Genomic DNA, 21,573 nt, shown 5'->3' with positions numbered 1-21,573 from the left:
GGGGGCGCGGGCCGGCGCGGGCGCGTGGATAGGCTGGTCGGAGTCGGACGGCGCGGGCCGCCGAAGGGTGCGGACGCGCTGGTGGGATGAGGGGTGTGGATGTCGGCCATCCGGCTGCTGGTCCTGGGGGCGGTCCGCCTGCGCGGGCGGGCGCACGGCTACCAGGTGCGCAACGACCTGGAGTCCTGGGGCGCGCACGAGTGGTCCAACGCCAAGCCGGGGTCGATCTACCACGCGCTCAAGCAGATGGCCCGGCAGGGGCTGCTGCACGCCCACGAGACCGCGCCGTCCACCGCCGGGGGGCCGCCCCGGACCGAGTACGAGATCACCGGGGAGGGCGCCCGGGAGTACTTCGCCCTGCTGCGCCGGGCGGTGTCCTCGCACGACGCGCACACGGACGTGCTCTCGGCCGGTCTGGGCTTCATCGTGGACCTGTCCCGGCGGGAGGCGGTCGACCTGCTCAGGCGGCGGGTCGAGGGCCTGGAGGAGTGGCGCGGGGGCGTGGTCGCCCACTACGCCCCGGAGGAGGGGCCCGGACAGGCGGGCCACATCGGCGAGATCATGGACATGTGGGTGCACTCCGCGGAGTCGGACGCGGCGTGGACGCGCTCGCTGATCCGGCGGATCGAGGGCGGCGCCTACTCCTTCGCCGGTGAGGGGGGCGACCCCTACGAGGGCGTCCTCACCGGCGAGGAGCCGGAGGCGTCCCCCTCCGGCTGAGGCGATCCCTCAGTCCCCGTCCGCCTCCGGGGTCCGCGCGCCGAGCCAGCTCCGCAGCGCGGAGGCGTTGCGCAACTCCCCCTCGACCCTGCTCAGCTCACCGCCGGTGAGGGTGATCGCGCCCAGTCGCTCCCGCCACTCCTGGACGCCCTCCTCCTCGCCGAGGGCGACCGCGAGTTCGATGAGCATGGCCAGTGCCAGCGCCCGCTCCACCGCGGGCGCCCGGTCCCCGTGCCGTTTCAGTCCGGAGCGGATCCGCCGGAAGGCGGCGAGGTCGTCGGTCTTGAAGTCGCGCAGGATCCGCGCGCCGTCCAGGGCGCGGGCGAGCCCGTCGAGTTCCCCGGAGCCGCCGTACTCCAGCCTCTCGGGTTCGCCGCGCTGGATGAAGATGAGCGAGTTGCCCGAGGGGTCCACGAGCGTGAAGCGGCTGGCGCCCGGCCGGTGGCGCGTGATACGGGGCAGACCCTTGGCCAGGACCCTGCCGTAGGCCCGGCGCATGGCCTGCGTGAAAGCGGCGTGGTAGGGCGCGACCGCGTCGACCACGACCATGCAGCCGCCGCTGTTCTCCAGCCCCGGGTCCAGGTCCTTCGAGGCGCGGCCGTAGTGCAGTTCGAACCCGCTCCAGCGGAAGGCCAGGTAGAGGTAGGGCCTGGTCTGCTCGTAGGTGACCTCGAAGCCGAGCGCCCGGTAGAACTCCAGGGTCTCCTCGGCCGAGACGCACGGCAGCAGCGGAACGGTCGTCTCGTTGGCCCGAACGGCCGCCTCCGGCCGCTCCTGTCCCGTGTCCCCCTCCTTACCGCCGTCCGCCCGCGCGGTGTCCGTCGCGGCCACGCGCACCTCCTATTAGTCAAGTTTGATTACTTTGCGAGGGTAGCCCTCCCGGAGTCCACTGGTCAAACTTGACTACACAACTGGGAACGCCGGACCCGGCGCCGCGCACGACTGACCCCGGGGCCGCGCCGGTGCGCCGCGAACCGACCCCGCCGCGGGGCTTTCCTCGGCAAGGCGGGCCTCCTAACATGAGACACATTCATGTTAGGCAGGTCACACGTGCGCCCACCCCCCGCGCAGTCCTCCCCCTCCCCGCGAACGCCCGCCGCGCTCGCCGAACCCACCCGACCCGTGCGCCGCCTGTGGGTGGCCGGGATCAGCCTGGCCAACCTCGGCATGTGGATGGCCTTCTTCGGCCCGCTCCAGGTCCTGCTGCCCGAACAGGTCGGCCTGCTCGCCCCCGACGCCAAGGAGACCGCCCTGGCCTGGGTGACCGGGGCGGGCGCGGCCTGCTCCACCCTGGGCACCCCGCTGGCCGGGGCCCTGTCCGACCGGACCGCCGGCCGGTTCGGGCGCCGACGCCCCTGGATCCTGGCCGGTGCGCTCCTGGGCGGCCTGGGCTTGGTGGTGCTCGGCCGACAGGACGGCGTCCTCGGTGTCCTGGTGGGGTGGTCCTTCGTCCAGGCCGCGCTGTCCTGCTTGAACGCGACCCTGCTCGCGGCCGTGCCCGACCACGTGCCGGTCCGCCAGCGCGGCGTGGTCTCGGGGTGGATCGGCGTACCGCAGTCGGCGGGCGTGGTGGTGGCGGTGCTCCTGGTGACCGTGGTGGTCACGGGGGTCGCCCCCGGCTACGCCCTCCTCGGCGCGCTGACCGTCCTGTGCGTCCTGCCGTTCGCGCTGCTGGCCCCCGACCCGCCGCTGCCCCGCGAGGCGCGCCCCTCCTGGAGCGGGTTCGCGCGCGGGCTGTGGGTGTCCCCGCGCCGCCACCCCGACTTCGGCTGGGCGTGGCTGACCCGTTTCCTCATGCAGACGGGCAACGCCATGTTCACCCTCTACCTGCTCTACTTCCTCACCGACGCGGTGGGCTACGAGGAGCTGTTCCCCGGTTCCTCGGCCGCGGCGGGCTGCTGGTGCTGATCGCCGTGTACACGGCGGCGGTCGTGGCCACGACCGTGCTGGCCGGTCTGGTCTCGGACCGCATCGGCCGCCGCAGGGGGATGGTGTGCCTGTCCGGGGTGGTCTCGGCGGTGCCCGCCTTCCTGATCGCCGCGTTTCCGACGTGGCCGATGAGCCTGGTGTGCGCGGTGGTGCTGGGGGTCGGCTTCGGCGTCTACCTGTCCGTGGACAACGCCCTGGTCACCGAGGTCCTGCCGAGCGCCGGCGGGCGGGCCAAGGACCTGGGGATCGTCAACATCGCCAGCGCCGGACCGCAGGTCATCGCCCCGGCCCTGGCCGGTCCGATCGTGGTCCACCTGGGCGGCTACCCGGTCCTGTACACCGTGTGCGGGCTGCTCAGCCTGCTGGGCGGGGCGCTGGTGTGGCGGATCCGGGGTGTGGCATGAGTCCCCGCCGGTTCCACGCGTCCCCTCCTGTCCGCTCCTCGACCCCCGTTCACCCCGTCAGACCCAGCGAAAGGCAGGTACCGTCCATGTCGTCACCGTTCCTGTGGGGAGTGGCCTCCTCCGCCTTCCAGATCGAGGGCGCCCTCGACGCGGACGGGCGCGGCCCGTCGGTGTGGGACGTCTTCGCCGAGCGTCCGGGCGCGGTCCGCGACGGGCACAGCCCCGCCCCGGCCTGCGACCACTACCACCGGTGGGCCGAGGACGTGGAACTGCTCGACCGGCTCGGGGTGAACGCCTACCGGTTCTCGCTCGCCTGGCCCCGGGTCGTGCCGACCGGGCGCGGCGCGGTGAACGGGGCCGGTCTGGACTTCTACGATCGCCTGGTGGACGCGCTGCTGGCCCGGGGGATCACCCCGGTGCCGACGCTGTTCCACTGGGACCTGCCCCAGGCGCTGGAGGACGCGGGCGGTTGGAGCGAACGCGACACGGCGTACGCGTTCGCCGAGTACGCGGCGGCGGCCGCCGACCGCCTCGGCGACCGGGTGGAGCGGTGGATCACCCTGAACGAGCCCCTGGTGCACACCACCTACGGGCACGCGCTCGGCGTCCACGCCCCGGGGCGGACCCTGGCGGTGCCCGAGGTGATGCGGGTGGCCCACCACATGCTGCTCGCGCACGGGCTGGCCGCCGGGGAGCTGCGCTCGCGCGGCCTGGAGGCACTGCTCACCAACAACTACTCCCCCGTCAGCCCCGCCACCGGCTCCGAGGCCGACGCCGCCGCCGCGCACGCCTACGACACCCTGCACAACCGGCTGTTCACCGACCCCGTGCTGACCGGCGCCTACCCGGACCTGTCGGCCTTCGGCGTCGCGGAGGTCCCCGGCGTGCGCGAGGGCGACCTGAAGGCGGTCGCGGGCAGCGCGGACGGCCTCGGGGTCAACTACTACAACCCCACCGTGGCCACCGCGCCCGACGAGGGGTCGGGACTGCCGTTCGGGTTCGGCGAGGTCGCCGGGGCGCCGGTGACCGCGTTCGGGTGGCCGGTGGTGCCCGAGGGGCTGGGCCGGATGATCGACCTGCTGCGCGAGCGCCACGGCGAGGCGCTGCCGCCGCTGTACGTCACCGAGAACGGTTGTTCCTACGAGGACCGGGTCTCCCCCGGCGGGCGGATCGCCGACCCCGAGCGGATCGCCTACCTGGAGGGGCACGTGGCCGCCGTGGAGGCGGCGCGGGAGCGGGGCGCGGACGTGCGCGGGTACTTCGTGTGGACGCTCACCGACAACTTCGAGTGGGCCGAGGGCTACCACCAGCGCTTCGGGCTGGTGCACGTGGACCACGCCACCCAGGCGCGCACCCCCAAGGACTCCTTCGCCTGGTACCGGGACCTCGTCGCCGCCAGGACCGCGTCAGCCGGTGCGTGAGGGAGCGCGGCGGCGCGGGAGCGGGGCGCGGCCGGGGTCTTCAGTCCCCGACGGCGTCCAGGGTGCCGCTGTCGTGGCGTTCGGGGACCTCCTCGCCGCGCTGGCGGGCGGGCTCCCACCACCACCAGTGCGACTCGGGCACCCAGGAGGGGACCTCCTCCTCGTTGACCGGCCGCGCCCGGCCCGCCACCGCGGTGAGGGCCTCGTCGATGCGCGGCAGGGCCTCCAGGTCTCCCGGGCGCAGGAAGGCCTCCCAGGGCACGAACTCCTCGCCGAGCAGCTCCAGCATGGACCGCCGCCAGCAGGCGGGGCGGTAGGCCTCGTGCTCGCCGTTCTCGGCCGCGGTCTGGGTGCGGACCACGTACAGGCTGAGCCGGTCGGGGTTGCTGCCGCCCACCAGCAGCTCGGCCAGGGTGGCGCTGAACTCCTGACCGCCCGGGGACCTGCGCTGCGCGGGCGTGGTCGCCCGGTACAGGGCGAAGAGGGCGGCGAAGGCGTTGTCCATCAGGGCGTCGCGGTCCCTGCGGCGCGAGGCGCTCTCGGCGAAGGCGTCCAACGCCCGCCTGGCCAGGTCCGGAAGGTCCCTGCCCGCATCCGCGCTCACCTTCACACCGCCTTGTCCGGTCCGGGGATGACGTTCGGCGCGGGCCCGTGGCCCCGCGCCGCTTCGATGATAAGCACGCTCCGTGCCGTCGAGGTAGCCGGTTCACGGTGCCGGGGTCCGCAGTTGCCCGTCCAGGGTGCGCGCCCACTGGCGCACGATCCGGCGCCGCCGGGGCCCGTCGTCGGTGAGCAGGTTGGCCAGTCCCAGGCCGCGTGCCAGGTCGAGGGTGGCCTGGACGGTCTCGCGGACCCCGGGGACCGACTCGTCCACCCCCAGCAGTTCCACGGCGGCCCGGTGGATCTCCCGGCCCATCCGCTCCTCCATGGGGATGATGCGCTCGCGCAGGACCGGGTCGCTGGCGGCGGCCGACCACAGCTGGAGGGCGGCGCGGAAGTCCGTCCCGGTGAAGGCGTCCACGACCATCTGCACGACCGCCTCGGTGCGGCCGCCGCCCTCGGGGACGGCGGCCGCGCCGCGCCGCAGCTCCGCGCCGCGGCTGTCGAGCATGTGCCGCAGCACGGCCAGGAAGAGGTCCTCGCGGGTGGGGAAGTGGTGCTGGGCGGCCCCGCGTGACACCCCGGCCCGCCGCGCGACCGCGCCCACGGTGGCGCCGGCCGTGCCCTCCTCGGCCAGGCAGGCCACGGCGGCCTCCAGCAGTCGGGCGCGGGTGGCCCGGCTGCGTTCCTGGCGCGGCTCGCGGTCGGCCCCGGTGTCCACGTCGCTGCTTCCCCCTGTCCCCGCGTCCCTGAGGCGACCCGTGCCCGCGCGCCGACCGTTCAGTACGACCTGGGCAGGCCGAGGGACTGCTGCGCCACGTAGTTGAGCACCATCTCCCGGCTCACCGGCGCGATGCGCGCCAGGCGGGCGGCGGCGATCGCCGACCCCAGCCCGTACTCGCTGGCCAGGCCGTTGCCGCCCAGGGTCTGCACGGCCTGGTCGACCGCGCGCACGCACGCCTCCGCGGCGGCGTACTTGGCCATGTTGGCCGCCTCCCCCGCCCCCGCGTCGTCGCCGGAATCGTAGCGGAGCGCCGCGTGCTGGGTCATCAGGCGGGCCTGCTCCAGCTCGATCTTGACCTGCGCCAGCGGGTGGGCCAGCCCCTGGTGGGCACCGATGGGGGTGTCGCGCCAGACTGTGCGCTCCCTGGCGTAGGCCACCGCCTTGTCCAGGGCGTGGCGGGCGCTGCCCGAGGCCAGGGACGCGGCCATGATGCGCTCGGGGTTGAGTCCGGCGAAGAGCTGGAGGAGCCCGGCCCCGGGGTCGCCGACCAGGGCGTCGGCGGGCAGGTGCACGTCGTCCAGGAACAGCTGGTACTGGTGGTCGGGGCTGACCAGGTCCATCTCGATCCGGCGGGCCTCGAACCCCGGGGCGTCGGTGGGCACCGCGAACAGCGCGGCGGACAGGCGCCCGGTGTCCTCGTCCTGGACGCGTCCGACGACCATGACGGCGTCGGCCACGTCCACACCGGAGATGAAGGTCTTGCGGCCGTTGAGCACCCAGCCCCCGCCGTCGCTCCGGGCGGTGGTGGTGATGCGGTGGGAGTTGGACCCGGCGTCGGGCTCGGTGATGGCGAAGGCCATGATGGTCTCGCCCGTGGCCAGGCCGGGCAGCCAGCGCGCGCGCTGTTCGGGGGTGCCGAAGCGGGTCAGGACGGTGCCGCAGATGGCCGGGGAGACCACCATCATCAGGGTGGGGCACCCGGCCGCGCTGAGCTCCTCCAGGACGGCGGCCAGGTCGCCGATGCCGCCGCCCCCGCCCCCGTACTCCTCGGGGATGTTGACGCCGAGGTAGCCGAGTCCGCCCGCCTCGCGCCACAGTTCGGTGAGGTAGGCGCCCTCCTTGGCGCGGGCCCGGTAGTACTCGGACCCGTACCCCGCGGCGAACGCGGACACGGCGGCGCGCAGGTCGACGCGCTCGGCGGGTTCGTTGAAGGTCATGGCACCGGTCACGGCGTGGCCCCTTCGTAGTCGAGGACGGCGAGGGGCGCCCCGGCGGGCACCCTCTGCCCCGCCGCGACCGGGATCTCCCGGACGGCACCGGCGGCGGGGGCGGTGACGCGGTGCTCCGTCTTCATGGCTTCCATGCGCAGCAGGGTCTGCCCGGGTTCGACCCGCTCGCCCACGGCGACCTCCACGGCGGTGACCGTGCCGGGCATGGGCGCGGGCAGGGCGCCGGGGTCGACCGCGGCCTCGGGTTCGGGCAGGGGGTCGACGGGGGTGAGGGTGACCGACCCCAGGGGGGAGTCGACGTGGACGTCGCCGCCCGCGGCGGGGCGGTGGACGTCGAAGGCGCGGCGCAGGCCGTCCGCCTCCAGGACCACCCGGTCGGGTGCGGCCGAGAGCACGCGGACCCCGGCCTGTTCGGGCAGGTAGGTCCCCCTCAGGGTGCGGTAGGCGGTGGTGGTCCGCCTCGTCTCGTCGCCGTCGACGTCGTGCTGGCGGACGAAGGGCTGGGAGGGCAGGCCGCGCCAGTTGGCGGGGATCCCGGCGGGGGTGGCGGCGTCGGCGCGGGCGGCCTCGGCGGCGGACAGGGACGCGGCCAGCGCGGCGAGGCGTTCGGTGGCCGGGTCGGCCAGGGGCTGGACGAGGGCGCTGAGGCGGTCGCCGTCCAGGTAGCCGGTGTGCAGCCCCTCGGGGCGGGTCTCGGCCCCGGCGAAGGCGGGGTGGCGCAGCGCCCGCACGAGCAGGTCGCGGTTGGTGCCCACCCCGTGCACGCGCGCGGCGGCCAGGGCCGCGGCCAGGCGGCGCAGCGCGTCGCGGCGGTCGCGCCCGTGGGCGACGACCTTGGCGAGCAGGGGGTCGAAGTCGGCGCCGACGGTGTCACCGGGTTCGACGCCGCTGTCCAGGCGCACCCCGAAGGCGGGCGGCGCGGCGAAGCGGGTGTCGGCGGGGACGTCGAAGGCGTGCAGGACGCCGGTGCGGGGCCGCCAGCCGTCGCGGGGGTCCTCGGCGTACAGGCGGGCCTGGACGGCGTGGCCGCGCGGCGCGGGCGGGCCGCTCCCGGGCAGGGCCTCGCCCTCGGCGACGCGGATCTGCCACTCGACCAGGTCCAGCCCGGTGACGCACTCGGTGACGGGGTGTTCGACCTGGAGCCGGGTGTTCATCTCCAGGAAGACCGGTTCGCCGAAGCCCTCCTCCCCCACGGGGACGAGGAACTCGGCCGTTCCTGCGCCGGTGTAGCCGATGGCGCGGGCCAGGCGGCGGGCGGCCTCGTGCAGGCGTTCGCGCAGGTCGTCGGGTAGGCCGGGGGCGGGCGTCTCCTCGACGACCTTCTGGTGGCGGCGCTGGAGGGAGCAGTCGCGTTCACCCAGGGCCCACACGGTGCCGTGGGTGTCGGCCAGGACCTGCACCTCGACGTGGCGGCCGTGGGGGACGTAGGGCTCGCAGAACACCGCCGGGTCGCCGAAGGCCGAGGCCGCCTCGGCGCGGGCGGCGGCGGCCTCGGCGGGCAGGTCGGCCAGGTCGCGGACCACGCGCATGCCGCGTCCGCCGCCGCCGGAGACGGCCTTGACCAGCACGGGCAGGTGTTCGGGGCGCACCCGCTCGGGGTCCAGGGCGTCGGCGACGGGCACCCCGGCGTCCCGGGCGATGCGTTTGGCCCGGGTCTTGGCGCCCATGCTCTCGACGGCCTCGGCCGGGGGGCCGATCCAGGTCAGCCCGGCGCCGGTGACGGCGCGGGCCAGGGCGGGGTTCTCGGACAGGAAGCCGTAGCCGGGATGGACGGCATCGGCGCCGGAGGCGCGGGCGGCGGCCACCACGGCGTCGGGGTCGAGGTAGGCGTCCACGGGGCCGCGTCCCCGGGGCAGGGGCAGGCGCACGGCGGTGTCGGCCTCGGCCACGTGCGCGGCGTCCTCCTCGCCGGGGGCGTGCACGGCGACGGTGGCCACGCCCAGGGAGCGGCAGGTGCGCAGGATCCGGCGGGCGATCTCGCCCCGGTTGGCGACCAGGAGGCGGGTGACGGGGCGCGGCGGCGCGGGCCGGCCGGGGGCCGTGGCGCCCGCCTCGGCGGAACCACCGGAGGGCACGGCGGAGGGCGTGTGGTTCACGTTCTCCTCACATTCGGAAGACGCCGAAGCGGTCGGTGCCCCGGACGGGGGCGTTGTGGGCGTAGGACAGGCACAGGCCCAGGACGGTGCGGGTGTCGCGGGGGTCGATGACGCCGTCGTCGTAGACCCGCCCGGACAGGAACAGGGGCAGTGACTCGGCCTCGATCTGGCGCTCCACCATCTCCCGCAGGGCGGCGTCCTGGTCCTCGTCGTAGGGCTGTCCCCTCCCCGCCGCGGACTGGCGGGCGACGATGGACAGCACCTCGGCGAGCTGGCGGGGGCCCATGACGGCGGAGCGGGCGCTGGGCCAGGCGAACAGGAAGCGCGGGTCGTAGGCCCGCCCGCACATCCCGTAGTGGCCCGCGCCGTAGGAGGCGCCCACGAGCACCGAGAAGTGGGGGACGGTGCTGTTGGAGACGGCGTTGATCATCATCGAGCCGTGCTTGATGATGCCGCCCTGCTCGTACTCGCGGCCGACCATGTAGCCGGTGGTGTTGTGCAGGAACACCAGAGGCGTGTGCGCGCGGTTGGCGAGCTGGATGAACTGGGCGGCTTTCTGGGCCTCGGCGCTGAAGAGCACGCCGTGGTCGTTGGCGAGCACGCCGACGGGGTAGCCGTGCAGGTCGGCCCAGCCGGTGACCAGGCCGCCGCCGTAGGAGGGCTTGAACTCGTCGAACACCGAGCCGTCCACGAGGCGGGCGATGATCTCGCGCGGGTCCACGGGCACGCGCAGGTCGGGCGGCATGATCCCGAGCAGGTCCTCGGCCGGGTAGAGGGGTTCGGGTGCCGACGGGCGCGGGGCGGGCCCCGCCTTGGTGTGTCCCAGGCGGGCCACGATCCGCCGTCCGATACGGATCGCGTCGCGCTCGTCCTCGGCCAGGTGGTCGGCCAGGCCGGAGACCTCGGCGTGCATGCGGGCCCCGCCCAGCGACTCGTCGTCGCTCTCCTCGCCCGTGGCCGCCCGTACCAGCGGTGGCCCGCCCAGGAACACCTTGGAGCGCTCGCGCACCATGACCACGTGGTCGCTCATGCCGGGGATGTAGGCGCCCCCGGCGGTGGAGTTGCCGAAGACCAGCGCGACGGTGGGGATTCCGGCGGCGGACAGGCGGGTCAGGTCGCGGAAGGCGCGGCCGCCCGGGATGAAGATCTCCTTCTGGGTGGGCAGGTCGGCGCCGCCGGACTCCACCAGGCTGACCAGCGGCATCCGGTTGCGTTCGGCGACCTCGGCGGCCCGGGCGGTCTTCTTCAGGGTCCACGGGTTGCTGGAGCCGCCGCGCACGGTGGGGTCGTTGGCCACCAGCACGCACTCCACGCCGGAGACCGAGCCCACACCGGTGACGAGGCTGGCGCCGACGTGGAAGTCGCTGCCCCAGGCGGCGAGCGGAGACAGCTCCAGGAAGGGGCTGCCCTCGTCCAGGAGGAGTTCGATCCTCTCGCGGGCCAGCAGGCCGCCCCGGGCGCGGTGGCGCTCCACGTAGCGCCGCCCTCCTCCGGCCAGGGCCTTGGCGTGCTCGGCGTCGATCTCGGCGAGCTTGGCGAGCATCGCCTCGCGGGCCTCGGCGAAGGCGGGTGAGGCGGTGGCGAGCCCGCTCCTGAGCACGCTCACGGCTGGCCCGCCTCCCTGGTCTCGGGGACGGGAACGCTTCCGGTCCTGGGCACGTTCACGGCTGCTCCACCTCCGCCAACACGATCTCGGGAACGGGGACGCGGCGGGCGCGCAGCCACTCGCCCAGCCCCTTGGCCTGGGGGTCCACGCCCTCGCGGCGGGCGGTGCCGGGGGCGAGCAGGCCCTCGATCCAGAAGTTGGCGGCGCGCAGGTTGGGCAGCAGGTGCCGGGTGACGCGCAGTCCGGCGGTCTCGGGCAGGAGTTCGCGCAGCAGGTCGGCGGTCAGGGTGGTGGCCAGCCACCGCCACGCCGTCTCGCCGCGCACCCACACGCCCAGGTTGGCGTCGGCGCCCTTGTCGCCGCTGCGCGCGCCCAGGACCAGGCCGAGCGGGACCGGACGCGCGGGGCCCCGGGGCAGGGGTTCGGGCAGCGGGGGCTCGGCGACCTCGGCCGGGGCCCGGGTGCGGGGCGCGGGCGCGACGGGCACCCTGGCGCCGTCGGGCAGGATCGCGGTGTGGGCGACCTCGGAGGCGGGCACGAGCGCGTGCGTGGCGGCGACCCCGTCGGGTCGGGCCTCGCGCGGCGGCGCGGTGAGGTGGAATCCGGCGTAGCTGCCCAGGGCCAGTTCCACGGCGGCCGCGCCGAAGGAGCGGCCCACGACCGCGGGGTCGTGGTCGCGGGCGACCACGCGCAGGCGTGCGGTGGCCGCGTCCTGGGTGTCGCCGTGGGGGTCCTGGGCGGGCACGAGGGTGAAGCGCAGGTCGTCGGGCGCGCGGTCGGCGAGGGCGGCGCGCATCTGGCGTTCGGCCTGTGCGGCCTTGGCCCCGGCGTCCAGGCCGGTGACCAGGAACTCGACCTCGTTGCGAAAGCCCGTGAGGCTGGTCAGTCCGACCTTGAGGTCGGGGGGCGGTTCCTCGCCGCGGGTTCCGCTGAGCAGGACGCGGTCGGGCCCCTGTCGGGTGAGGCGCACGGTGTCCAGGCGGGCGGTGACGTCGGGGCCGGGGTAGCGGGCTCCGGCGACCTCGTAGACGAGCTGGGCGGTGACGGTCCCGGTGGTGACGGCGCCGCCGGTGCCGGGGTGCTTGGTGATCACCGCGCTGCCGTCGGCGTGGATCTCGGCGAGGGGGAAGCCCGGCCGGTCCAGGTCGCGGCCCTCGCGCAGGAGTTCGGCGGCCAGGGCGTAGTTGCCGCCGGTGGCCTGGGTACCGCACTCGATGACGTGCCCGGCGACGGTGGCCCCGGCCAGGGCGTCCAGGTCCCCGGGGGTCCAGCCGAAGTGGGCGGCGGCCGGGCCCACGGCCAGGGAGGCGTCGGTGACGCGGCCGGTGACGACGATGTCGGCGCCCGCCTCCAGGCAGGCGGCGATGCCGAAGGCGCCCAGGTAGGCGTTGGCGGTCAGGGGGGAGCCCAGGTCGAGTTCCTCGGCGCGGTCGATGAGGTCGTCGCCGGTGACGCAGGCGATGCGGGGTTCGAGGCCGAGCCCGTCGGCGAGTTCGGTGAGCCGGTCGGCGAGGCCGCGCGGGTTGAGGCCGCCCGCGTTGGTGACCACCCTGGTGCCGTGTTCCATGACCAGCGCCAGGGTCTCGCGCATCTGGCTCAGGAAGGTCCGGGCGTAGCCGCGGCCGGGGTCGCCGAGCTGGTCGCGGCCGAGGATGGCCATGGTGAGCTCGGCCAGGTAGTCGCCGGTGAGGACGTCCACGCGCCCCTCGGTGAGCATCTCGTGGACGGCGGCGAAGCGGTCCCCGTAGAAACCGGAGGCGTTCGCGACCAGCAGCGGGGGCGCCGGGGTGGCAGCAGCGGTCATGGACACGAGGGTGACACCGATCACATGGAAAAACAAGCACACGTGCTTGTTTTTCCGTACGGGACGGACGGGTCCGAGCGGACACGGTGAGGTGGGCGCGGTATGGCCGAAACCGGCCACGGAGCGTGCGTTACTCCCCCTCGGAGCGGGGGGAGGCGCGCGGTAGTTTGGCGCCGTGAACACCTCGCGAGAAGACACCAACCCCGCCGACGACGCCGCCTCCTCCGAAGGGACGGCGGAGGCGGCGGAGACGACGGAGGCGGAGACAGCGCGGACGTCGGCGGAGGAGACCCCGGAGGCCGGGAGCACCGGTGCCGCCGGGACCGCCGGAACGCGCGGGGAGGCCGGGGCCCCGGGGGCGCGTCAGGAGGCCGACGCCGGCGGCGCCTTCATCGCGGGCGCGCCGGCCCGCTCCCCCAGCGGCCTGTTCGCCGCCGAGACCTTCAGCGTCATCGCCCTGATGCTGTTCGTCCTCACCGCGCTGAACACCCGGCTCTTCGAACTCTTCGGCTTCTTCTTCGTGGGCCGGGTCCCCACCGACACCAGCGCCGGGGAGGCGAGCGCGCTCGCGGCCGAGGTGATGGTCGCGGGCGGGCTGAGCGCGCTGACCGTGCTCGCCGGGGCCCTGTCGCTGCTGCGGGGCGGCGCGGCCACGCGGGCGTGGAGCCGCTGGGGCGCCGCCGCGGCCGTGATCGTGGGCACGCTGCTGGTCGTGGTCTCGGTGCTGACCTTCATCACCCTGCCGTCCGGGTCCTGAACAGGGGTTTCGTAGAAACTCCCTTGGTACTTCGGCGGGTAGGTTGACCGCGTGAGTACATCAGCGGAAGGCAACGACCCGACCGATCCCACCCGGGGGCCCGCACGGGACCCCGGCCGCGAGCCGGAGCCCGGGGCCGACCCGGCCGCCGGGTCCGGGGTGCCCGCGCAGGAGCCCGCCATGGTGGAGGAGCCCCTGCTGGAACCGGACTCCGGGGTGGCCGCCCCGGAGCGCACCGACCGGCCCAGCGGTGCTCTGGGCGCGGAGACCTTCGCCCTGACCGCGCTGTTCCTGCTCGCCGTGACGGTGCTGTCGAGCCAACTGGTCCAGCTCTTCACCACGGTGGTGCTCATCGGCGACCAGCCGGTGCCCGTGGACCAGGTGTCGCAGTTCTCCGTGCAACTGCTCATCGGCGGCGGCCTGGCCGCGCTGACGGCGATCCTGGCGGGGCTCGCGCTGGCCCTGGCGGGTTTGCGGACCCGGCCCTGGGCGCGGTGGCTGGCCGCCTCCGTGCTGATCGTGAGCCTGCTGCTGGTGCTGCTGGCGGTCGTGGCCTACGTCATGATGCCCGCGGGCAGCGCGCCCCAGCCCATGCCGATGCCGAACTGATCCACGCGGGGCAGGGAGAGCCCTGTCCAGCCGCGGGGCGGCGACCGGAGGTCCGGTCGCCGCCCCGCGATCGTGGAGCAGCGGACTCCGGGGTCAGGCGATCCGGTCGATCAGCAGCGGCCGGGCCTCGTAGCCCGCCCCGCCCTCCGGCTCGATGTCGAAGGCGCCCTCCAGCGCCTCGGCCGCCCGCTCGAACCGCTCCGCCTCGTCCGCGTGCAGCGTGAACAGCGGTTCCCCGGCCTGCACGGACTCCCCCGGCTTGGCGTGCAGGGTCACCCCCGCCCCGAACGACACCGCGTCCTCCTTGCGCGCCCGGCCCGCGCCCAGCCGCCACGCGGCCAGCCCCACCTGGTAGGCGTCCAGCCGGGTCACCGTCCCCGAGGCCGGAGCGAGCACCACCCGGCGCTCGGCGGCCACCGGCAGCGGCGCGTCCGGGTCCCCGCCCTGCGCCCGGACCAGCCGCTTCCACGACTCCAGCGCGCTGCCGTCCCGCAGCGCCTCGGCCGGGTCCTTGACCCCGCCCTCACCGGGGACGAGCCCGGCTGCGGCCAGCATCTCCCGGGCCAGGGCCACGGTCAGCTCCACCACGTCCGCGGGCCCGCCGCCCGACAGCACCTCCACGGACTCGGCCACCTCCAGGGCGTTGCCCACCTGCCTGCCCAGCGGGACCGACATGTCGGTGAGCAGCGCGACCGTGCGCACGCCGTGGTCGTTTCCGATGTCGACCATCGTGCGGGCCAGCTCGCGCGCGGAGTCGGCGTCCTTCATGAACGCCCCCGAACCCACCTTGACGTCCAGGACCAGCGCGCTGGTGCCCTCGGCGAGCTTCTTGCTCATGATGGACGCGGCGATCAGCGGGATCGACTCGACCGTGCCGGTCACGTCGCGCAGGGCGTAGAGCTTGCGGTCGGCCGGGGCCAGCCCGGACCCGGCCGCGCAGATCACCCCGCCCGTGGAGTCCAGCACCTCCCGCATCTCGCCGGTGGACAGCGAGGCCCGCCACCCGGGGATCGACTCCAGCTTGTCCAGGGTTCCGCCGGTGTGCCCGAGCCCGCGCCCCGACAGCTGCGGCACGGCCGCCCCGCAGGCCGCGACGGTGGGTGTGAGCGGCAGGGTGATCTTGTCGCCCACCCCGCCCGTGGAGTGCTTGTCGGTGGTGGGCCGCGCCAGGTCGGAGAAGTCCAGGCGCTCCCCCGAGGCCAGCATCGCCTCGGTCCAGCGGCTCACCTCGGCCCGGTTCATCCCGCGCAGGAAGATCGCCATGGCCAGCGCCGACATCTGCTCCTCGGCGACCTCGCCGCGGGTGTAGGCGTCGATCACCCAGTCGATCTGGCCGGGGCTCAGCTCTCCCCCGTCGCGCTTGGCTCGGATGATCTCGATGACGTCCATGTCATCCCCTCTCGACTGGCGGAAGAAGAAGCGCCTCCCCGGAGGCCGCCGCGCGGGCGGCGTCCGGGGAGGCGCGGCTGACGAAGGATCCCGGTCACGTCAGGCTGTGCGGGCCGAAGGCCTGCGGCAGCACCCGGTCCATGGTCCAGACTCCCTCGGGGGTGTCCACGAGCAGCTGCGGCCCGCCGTGCTCGAACAGGAGCTGGCGGCAGCGCCCGCACGGCATGAGCAGCTCGCCCCGCCCGTCCACGCAGCTGAAGGCCGTCAGACGGCCCCCGCCGGAGGCGTGCAGGGCGCTGACCAGGCCGCACTCGGCGCACAGGCCGAGCCCGTAGGAGGCGTTCTCCACGTTGCAGCCGCTGACGGTGCGGCCGTCGTCGACCAGCGCCGCCGCACCCACCGGGTACTGGGAGTAGGGCGCGTAGGCGCGGCCCATGGCCTCGCGGGCGGCGGCCCGCAGGGCCTCCCAGTCCACGCTCGCCGGGTCCAGTGGTGCGTCGGTCATGACCGGCTCGCCCTCCACTGCTTGCCGACCCCGGCCGGTGGCCGGAGCCGTTGCGAGGCCAGCGAGAGCACCAGCAGGGTGGCGATGTGCGGGCTGTAGGTGGCCAGCTCGCGCGGCAGCGAGTCGGTGGAGAAGTACCACACGAACAGCAGCACCGCCGTGAGCGCGCCGAAGGCGGCCAGGCCCTTGCGGTCACGGCGCACCTGCCACACGGCCACGCCCACCAGCGCCACGGCCAGGAGCAGCAGCAGGGCGTGCACCGCCGCGCCGCCGCCGCGCACCTGGAGGGCGTCGGTGTAGCCGAACAGGCCCGCGCCCATGGCCAGGCCGCCCGGGCGCCAGTTGCCGAAGATCATCGCGGCCAGGCCGATGTAGCCGCGGCCGCCGGTCTGGCCCTCCTGGTAGATCTGCGAGGCGACCACGGACAGGAACACCCCGCCCATGCCCGCCAGGCCGCCGGAGACGATCACCGCGACGTACTTGAGGCTGTACACCGGCACGCCCAGGGACTCGGCGGCGTCGGGGTTCTCACCCACCGAGCGCAGCCGCAGGCCGAACGTGGTCCGCCACAGCACCAGGTAGGTCAGCGGGATCATCAGGATCGCGACGACCGTCAGCGCGGGCATGTTCGTGGTCGCGCCGAGCACCAGCGAGGCCAGGTCGCTGACCAGGAAGACCCCGCTGTCGGCGACCGGCCTGAGGACCTGCGCCACGAGGGGCAGGTCCCACACCGGGAACGAGGGCGCCGGGGGCGACTGGGCCGCGCCCGCGCCGGGCACGTCGGAGTAGACCAGGATCGACAGGTAGCGCATCGCGCCGAGCATGAGGATGTTGATCGCCACGCCGGAGACGATGTGGTCCACCGCGAAGGTCACCGTGGCCACGGCGTGCAGGAGCCCGCCCGCCATACCGGCGAGCACGCCCGCCAGCAGCCCGATCCACGGGTTGCCCGTGGACCAGGCGAAGTAGGCCCCGAACCAGGTGCCCAGGATCATCATGCCTTCGAGGCCGATGTTGATGACGCCCGCGCGTTCGGCCCACAGACCGCCCAGCGCGGCCAGCCCGATGGGCACCGCGAAGGTGATGGTGGTGCTGATGGTGCCCGCGTCGGTGAGCATGTCGTGCCCGGTGATGACCCGCAGTCCCGCCAGGGACACCAGCACCGCGCCGAACAGGGTGAGGATGCGCCAGCGCGCCCACCCCCGGGGCCGGGCGGCGGGCTTGGCCACCGGCTCCATCACGTTGATCTCCTGGCTCACTTGGCCTCCCCTCCGCGCCTGTCCTCGGGTTCGGGGGCGGTGCCCGCGTCGGTGGACCCGTCCGCGGGGGCCGGGGACGTCTCGTCCGCGGACACCTTCACCGTCTCCGGTGCGGGCGACTCGGCGGTGGTGCCGAGCTGCCTGCCGATCTGCTGCTGCTGGTAGCGGCGGCCCCAGCGGTGCACGACCTCGTAGACCACGACCACGGTGAGGACGATGGTGGCCTGCGAGATGACCGCGATCTCCTGCGGGATGCCGTCGAAGGGCAGGATGCCCGACGCCTGGTTCAGGAAGGCCCAGAACAGGGCGGCGAAGACGATGCCCACGGGGTGGTTGCGGCCCAGCAGCGCGATGGCGATGCCGATGAAGCCGATGCCGGTCGGGAAGTCCAGGGCGTAGTGGTGCGAGCTGCCCAGCAACTGGGGCAGGCCCACCAGACCGGCGACCATGCCCGAGAAGAGCATGGACAGGAACACCATCTTCTTGACGTTGACTCCGCTGGCCTCGGCCGCGGTCTGCGACTGGCCGGTGGCCCGCAGCTCGAAGCCGAAGCGGGTGCGGTTGAGCATCACCCAGTAGCCGATGCCGACGGCCACGGCCAGGAACACGAACCCGAAGATCGTCTCGTCCGAGCCGAGGAAGCCCGCCGGGATGCCGGGCACCCAGGAGGACTCGGGCATCGGCGGGGTGCCGATGTTGTTGGTGCTGATCTCCACCGCGAGGCGGTCGGTGCTCAGCAGGTAGGCGGTGACGCCGGTGGCGATGGAGTTGAGCATGATCGTGGAGATCACCTCGGACACGCCGCGGGTCACCTTGAGGTACCCGGCGATGCCCGCCCACACGCCGCCCACGGCCACGGCCGTGATGACGATGACGATCTGGCTGAGCACCGGCGGCAGCATGATGTAACCGCCCACGGCGGCCGACAGCAGCGCGGCAAGCCGGTACTGGCCGTCCACGCCGATGTTGAACAGCTTCATCTTGAAGCCGATCGCCACCGCGACCGCGGCCAGGTAGTACGTGGTGCCGTCGTTGACGATGCGCACCAGGCTGTCGGGCCGGGTGCCGTACTCCAGCATCCGCTCGAACGTGGCCAGCGGCGGGATTCCGCTGAAGAACAGCACGGCCGCGGTGACCGCGGTCGCGATGACCCCGGCGGCCAGGACCGCGGCGAAGGACAGCGCCAGCATGGCCGACAACCGGTGGAACAGCCAGAAGGCCGCGGCGGAGCCGACCAGCGCGCCCAGCGCGGCGGCCACCGGCTCGATCAGGGACAGGTCCAGGAACCACGCGGTCAGCAGACCGGCGACCACCGACAGCACGAGGGCGGTGGGCACCACCAGCGTGTTGTGCAGGACCGTGCCCTCCTCGCGGGCGCCGTCCGCGCCCGCCCGGCGCTCACGCGGCACCATGGGCCCGGACCAGGCCACGAAGGCGAAGGCCGCGACCACGCCGATGATCAGCGCCGCCCACCACAGCAGCGCCGTGTCCAGGGCGATGGTCAGCACCACGCCCAGGGCGATCGCGACGCCCGCGGCCGCGGGTGCGGGCAGGGTCCTCGCGGGACGGGGGATCCTACTCATGCGCCGCCCTCGCTTCCGTTTCGGTCGGCACCGCTGTCGCCTTCCGTGCTCTGGTCGGCCCGGTGCAGTCCGGCGCCGGTCATGGCCGAGCCCAGCTGTTCGGGTGTGACGGTGGTCGGGTCGGCCTGCGCGACCAGTCGGCCGCGCAGGATGACGTGGAGGGTGTCGGACATGCCGATCAGCTCGTCCAGGTCGGCGGAGACCAGCAGCACGGCCAGGCCCGCGGCACGGGCGTCGCGCAGCTGCTCCCAGATGGCGGCCTGGGCGCCCACGTCCACGCCCCGGGTGGGGTGGGCGGCGACCAGGAAGCGCGGGGAGCCGCTCATCTCCCGGCCGATGATGAACTTCTGCTGGTTGCCGCCGGACAGGGCGTCGGCGATGACGTCGATGCCCGGGGTGCGCACGTCGTACTCGGCGACGATGCGCTCGGAGTCGGCGCGCGCGCCGGTCCGGTTGATCCAGGGGCCGCGGACGCTGGGCTCCTTGGTCTGGTGGCCGAGGATGCGGTTCTCCCACAGGGGGGACTCCAGCAGCACGCCGTGCCGGTGGCGGTCTTCGGGGATGTAGCCCACACCCGCCTCGCGGATCCTGAGGGTGGGCCAGCCGGTGATGTCCTGCTCCTCCAGGCGGATGCTCCCGGCGGCCAGCGGGCGCATGCCCATGATGGCCTCGATGAGCTCGGACTGGCCGTTGCCCTCGACACCGGCGATGCCGACGATCTCGCCCCGGCGGATGTCGACGCTCACCCCGTCCACGACGGCGCGGCCGTCGGCGGAGTGCACGGTGACCCCGTCCAGGGACAGCACGACGTGGTCGGTGACGGTGGACTCGCGCAGCTCGGGCACGGGCAGCTCGCCGCCGACCATGAGCGTGGCCAGGTCCCGGGCGGTGGTGGTGCCCGGGTCCGCGGTGGCCACGGTGGTGCCGCGGCGGATCACGGTGATCTCGTCGGCGACGGAGAGCACCTCGTCCAGCTTGTGGGAGATGAAGATGACGGTCAGGCCCTCGCGCTTGAGCTCGCGCAGGTTGTCGAAGAGCTCGTCGACCTCCTGCGGGACCAGGACGGCGGTGGGCTCGTCAAGGATGATGGTCCGCGCGCCGCGGTAGAGGACCTTGAGGATCTCCACGCGCTGGCGGTCGCCCACGCCCAGTTCCTCCATGAGGCGGTCGGGGTCGACACCCAGGCCGTACTGGGCGGACAGCTCGCGGATGCGCGCGCGGGCGCGGTTGCCGATGCCGTGGCGGCGCTCGGCGCCCAGGACCACGTTCTCCAGCACGGTGAGGTTGTCGGCGAGCATGAAGTGCTGGTGCACCATGCCGATGCCGTTGCGGATGGCGTCGGAGGGCGAGCCGAAGCGCACCTCGCGGCCTTGGACGTAGATGTGTCCCTCGTCCGGCCGGTGCATGCCGTACAGGGTCTTCATCAGCGTGGACTTGCCCGCACCGTTCTCGCCGACGATGGCGTGCACGGTACCGGGAGCCACGGTGATGTCGATGTCGTGGTTGGCCACGACGCCGGGAAAACGCTTGGTGATCCCGCGCAGCTCAACGGCGGGGGGCGCCAGGGCCCCCTCGCCCGATGGCGTGCTGCTCATCAGTCTCCTCGTGGAATGTGCGGTGTGGCGCCGCGGAACCGGCCGGGTCGCGGCCGCTGCCGGACGCCCCGCCGCCGAACGGCAACCGGGGCGGCACCGACCGGGGATCTACCCCGGTCGCTGCCGCCCGTGGATGCTGGCCGCCGCGGGCGCCCCCGCGACGACGGTCGCGCGTGGCGCGGTCTACGGCTCGGTCGGGACCTCGATCTCGCCGTCGATGATCTGCTGCTTGATCTCGTCCAGCTGCTCCTGGAGGGGGCTGATCGCCTCCTCGTTGGAGGTGGTGTAGTCCACGCCGCCGTCGGCGAGCTCGAAGCGCTGGATGCCGCCCTCGACCCCTCCCTCGGTGGCGGCGGAGATCAGCTCGAACACGGCCACGTCCACCTGCTTGATGGCGGAGGTGAGCACGTGCGGCTTCTGGTCCTCGGCGGCGTTCTCGTACTGGTCGCTGTCGACGCCGATGAAGGTGAAGTCGTTGGCCACGGCCGACTCCAGGACGCCGTTGCCCGACGCGCCGGCGGCGTGGTAGATCACGTCCGCGCCGCGGTCGTACTGGGCCTGGGCGGTCTCACGGCCCTTGGCGGGGTCGCTGAAGCCGCTGAAGTCCGGCGGCTGGCTCAGGTAGTCGACCTCGACGGTGATGTCCTCGTTGACGTGCTCCACGCCCGCGGCGTAACCGGCCTCGAACTTGTGGATCAGCGGGGTCTCGACGCCGCCGACGAAGCCGACGTGGTCCTCCTCGGTGGTCAGCGCCGCGGCGGCGCCGGCCAGGAAGGAGGCCTGCTCCTCGGCGAAGACCAGGCTGGTGACGTTGTCGATGTCGGCGATCTCGGAGTCCACGATGGCGAAGTGGACGTCCGGGTACTCCGGCGCGACCGCGCGCACGGCGCCGTCGTAGGCGAACCCGACGGCGATGACGACGTCGTAGCCCTCCTCGGCCATCGTGGCCAGGCGGTCCTCCTTGGCGGACTCGGCCTCGCCGTCGCTGGGCTCGAAGTCGTTGACCTCGACGCCGAGCTCCTCGGCCGCCCGCTCCAGTCCCCGGTAGGCCGAGTCGTTGAAGGAGCGGTCGCCGCGACCGCCGACGTCGTAGGCCAGGCCGACCTGGAGCTCGGAGGCGGACTCCTCGCCGCCGCCCTCGCCGCCGCCCTCTTCGGCCGCGCTGTCACACGCGGTGAGGGCGAGCACACCGGCCGCCGCGGCCGCGGCGAACCTGACTGTGTTGCTGCGCTTCACTTCTCACTCCTCTTACGCCCTCTCAGCGGCCAGCATTCGCTCGCGACCGACCTGAGTTCTGCAGCCGGACGATATCCGGTGGCCGAAAGTACATCTAACCAACGGGC

The 21,573-nt window shown here is 74.0% G+C and carries 17 protein-coding genes and 1 pseudogene; 5 read left to right on the top strand and 13 right to left on the bottom strand.

From position 1 onward, the window contains the following. Positions 1 to 99: 99 nt before the first annotated feature. Positions 100 to 720, top strand: coding sequence for a PadR family transcriptional regulator (locus tag G011_RS0118180; protein ID WP_019609733.1), 621 nt, complete (start codon positions 100 to 102; stop codon positions 718 to 720). A 9-nt stretch (positions 721 to 729) separates the two neighbouring features. On the opposite strand, the gene G011_RS0118175 is transcribed toward G011_RS0118180, so the two are convergent. Further along, positions 730 to 1,551: a hypothetical protein gene (locus G011_RS0118175; RefSeq protein WP_019609732.1), complete on the bottom strand. Its 822-nt coding sequence runs from the start codon at positions 1,549 to 1,551 to the stop codon at positions 730 to 732. Positions 1,552 to 1,752: 201 nt separating this feature from the next. On the opposite strand from G011_RS0118175, the pseudogene G011_RS29975 reads away from it, so the two are divergent. Further along, positions 1,753 to 3,053, top strand: a pseudogene (locus G011_RS29975) (MFS transporter). Between the two features lie 86 nt (positions 3,054 to 3,139). Further along, positions 3,140 to 4,474 (top strand): GH1 family beta-glucosidase, encoded by a 1,335-nt coding sequence (locus G011_RS0118165; RefSeq protein ID WP_019609731.1) that lies wholly within the window; start codon positions 3,140 to 3,142, stop codon positions 4,472 to 4,474. A 40-nt stretch (positions 4,475 to 4,514) separates the two neighbouring features. Here G011_RS0118165 and G011_RS0118160 read toward each other — a convergent pair whose 3' ends face one another. From G011_RS0118160 to G011_RS0118135, 6 genes are all read right to left on the bottom strand, one after another. Next, positions 4,515 to 5,084 carry a hypothetical protein gene (locus G011_RS0118160; protein WP_019609730.1) on the bottom strand — a complete coding sequence of 190 codons (570 nt, stop codon included), beginning with the start codon at positions 5,082 to 5,084 and terminating at the stop codon, positions 4,515 to 4,517. Positions 5,085 to 5,180: 96 nt separating this feature from the next. Then, positions 5,181 to 5,795, bottom strand: a complete 615-nt coding sequence (locus G011_RS0118155) for a TetR/AcrR family transcriptional regulator (RefSeq protein WP_013154240.1) — start codon at positions 5,793 to 5,795, stop codon at positions 5,181 to 5,183. A 59-nt stretch (positions 5,796 to 5,854) separates the two neighbouring features. Then, the gene (locus G011_RS0118150) at positions 5,855 to 7,027 is read right to left on the bottom strand and encodes an acyl-CoA dehydrogenase family protein (RefSeq protein ID WP_019609729.1); all 1,173 of its coding nucleotides are present in this window, start codon (positions 7,025 to 7,027) and stop codon (positions 5,855 to 5,857) included. Further along, entirely contained in the window at positions 7,024 to 9,123 is a 2,100-nt protein-coding gene (locus G011_RS0118145) for a biotin carboxylase N-terminal domain-containing protein (protein ID WP_019609728.1), read from the bottom strand. Before G011_RS0118145 ends, G011_RS0118150 begins: the two co-directional genes overlap by 4 nt. Before the next feature lie 7 nt (positions 9,124 to 9,130). After that, entirely contained in the window at positions 9,131 to 10,729 is a 1,599-nt protein-coding gene (locus tag G011_RS0118140; protein ID WP_019609727.1) for an acyl-CoA carboxylase subunit beta, read from the bottom strand. 55 nt (positions 10,730 to 10,784) lie between these two features. Then, positions 10,785 to 12,557, bottom strand: coding sequence for an acyclic terpene utilization AtuA family protein (locus G011_RS0118135; RefSeq protein ID WP_019609726.1), 1,773 nt, complete (start codon positions 12,555 to 12,557; stop codon positions 10,785 to 10,787). A 151-nt stretch (positions 12,558 to 12,708) separates the two neighbouring features. On the opposite strand from G011_RS0118135, the gene G011_RS0118130 reads away from it, so the two are divergent. Both G011_RS0118130 and G011_RS0118125 read left to right on the top strand, forming a co-directional pair. Continuing rightward, the gene (locus G011_RS0118130; RefSeq protein ID WP_019609725.1) at positions 12,709 to 13,290 is read left to right on the top strand and encodes a hypothetical protein; all 582 of its coding nucleotides are present in this window, start codon (positions 12,709 to 12,711) and stop codon (positions 13,288 to 13,290) included. 51 nt (positions 13,291 to 13,341) lie between these two features. Further along, the gene (locus G011_RS0118125; protein WP_231391522.1) at positions 13,342 to 13,899 is read left to right on the top strand and encodes a hypothetical protein; all 558 of its coding nucleotides are present in this window, start codon (positions 13,342 to 13,344) and stop codon (positions 13,897 to 13,899) included. A 93-nt stretch (positions 13,900 to 13,992) separates the two neighbouring features. Here G011_RS0118125 and G011_RS0118120 read toward each other — a convergent pair whose 3' ends face one another. The 6 genes from G011_RS0118120 to G011_RS0118095 form a co-directional block, all read right to left on the bottom strand. After that, the gene (locus tag G011_RS0118120; RefSeq protein WP_019609723.1) at positions 13,993 to 15,288 is read right to left on the bottom strand and encodes a thymidine phosphorylase; all 1,296 of its coding nucleotides are present in this window, start codon (positions 15,286 to 15,288) and stop codon (positions 13,993 to 13,995) included. Positions 15,289 to 15,382: 94 nt separating this feature from the next. Continuing rightward, positions 15,383 to 15,811: a cytidine deaminase gene (locus G011_RS0118115; RefSeq protein WP_019609722.1), complete on the bottom strand. Its 429-nt coding sequence runs from the start codon at positions 15,809 to 15,811 to the stop codon at positions 15,383 to 15,385. Further along, positions 15,790 to 17,052 carry an ABC transporter permease gene (locus G011_RS0118110; RefSeq protein WP_019609721.1) on the bottom strand — a complete coding sequence of 421 codons (1,263 nt, stop codon included), beginning with the start codon at positions 17,050 to 17,052 and terminating at the stop codon, positions 15,790 to 15,792. The genes G011_RS0118115 and G011_RS0118110 overlap by 22 nt, the downstream gene beginning before the upstream one ends. Continuing rightward, on the bottom strand, positions 17,049 to 18,635 hold the full coding sequence (locus G011_RS0118105; RefSeq protein ID WP_019609720.1) for an ABC transporter permease: 1,587 nt from the start codon (positions 18,633 to 18,635) through the stop codon (positions 17,049 to 17,051). Before G011_RS0118105 ends, G011_RS0118110 begins: the two co-directional genes overlap by 4 nt. Continuing rightward, entirely contained in the window at positions 18,632 to 20,230 is a 1,599-nt protein-coding gene (locus G011_RS0118100; RefSeq protein ID WP_013154251.1) for an ABC transporter ATP-binding protein, read from the bottom strand. Before G011_RS0118100 ends, G011_RS0118105 begins: the two co-directional genes overlap by 4 nt. Positions 20,231 to 20,413: 183 nt before the next feature. Then, a complete protein-coding gene (locus tag G011_RS0118095; RefSeq protein WP_019609719.1) occupies positions 20,414 to 21,466 on the bottom strand; it encodes a BMP family protein in 1,053 nt (350 codons plus the stop codon). Between the last annotated feature and the right edge of the window lie 107 nt (positions 21,467 to 21,573).

It is taken from the genome of Nocardiopsis sp. CNS-639, assembly GCF_000381685.1.
Lineage (GTDB): Bacteria > Actinomycetota > Actinomycetes > Streptosporangiales > Streptosporangiaceae > Nocardiopsis > Nocardiopsis dassonvillei.
The sequence above is the reverse complement of the archived record's forward strand: the minus strand, read 5'-3'. Positions and strand labels throughout refer to the sequence as shown.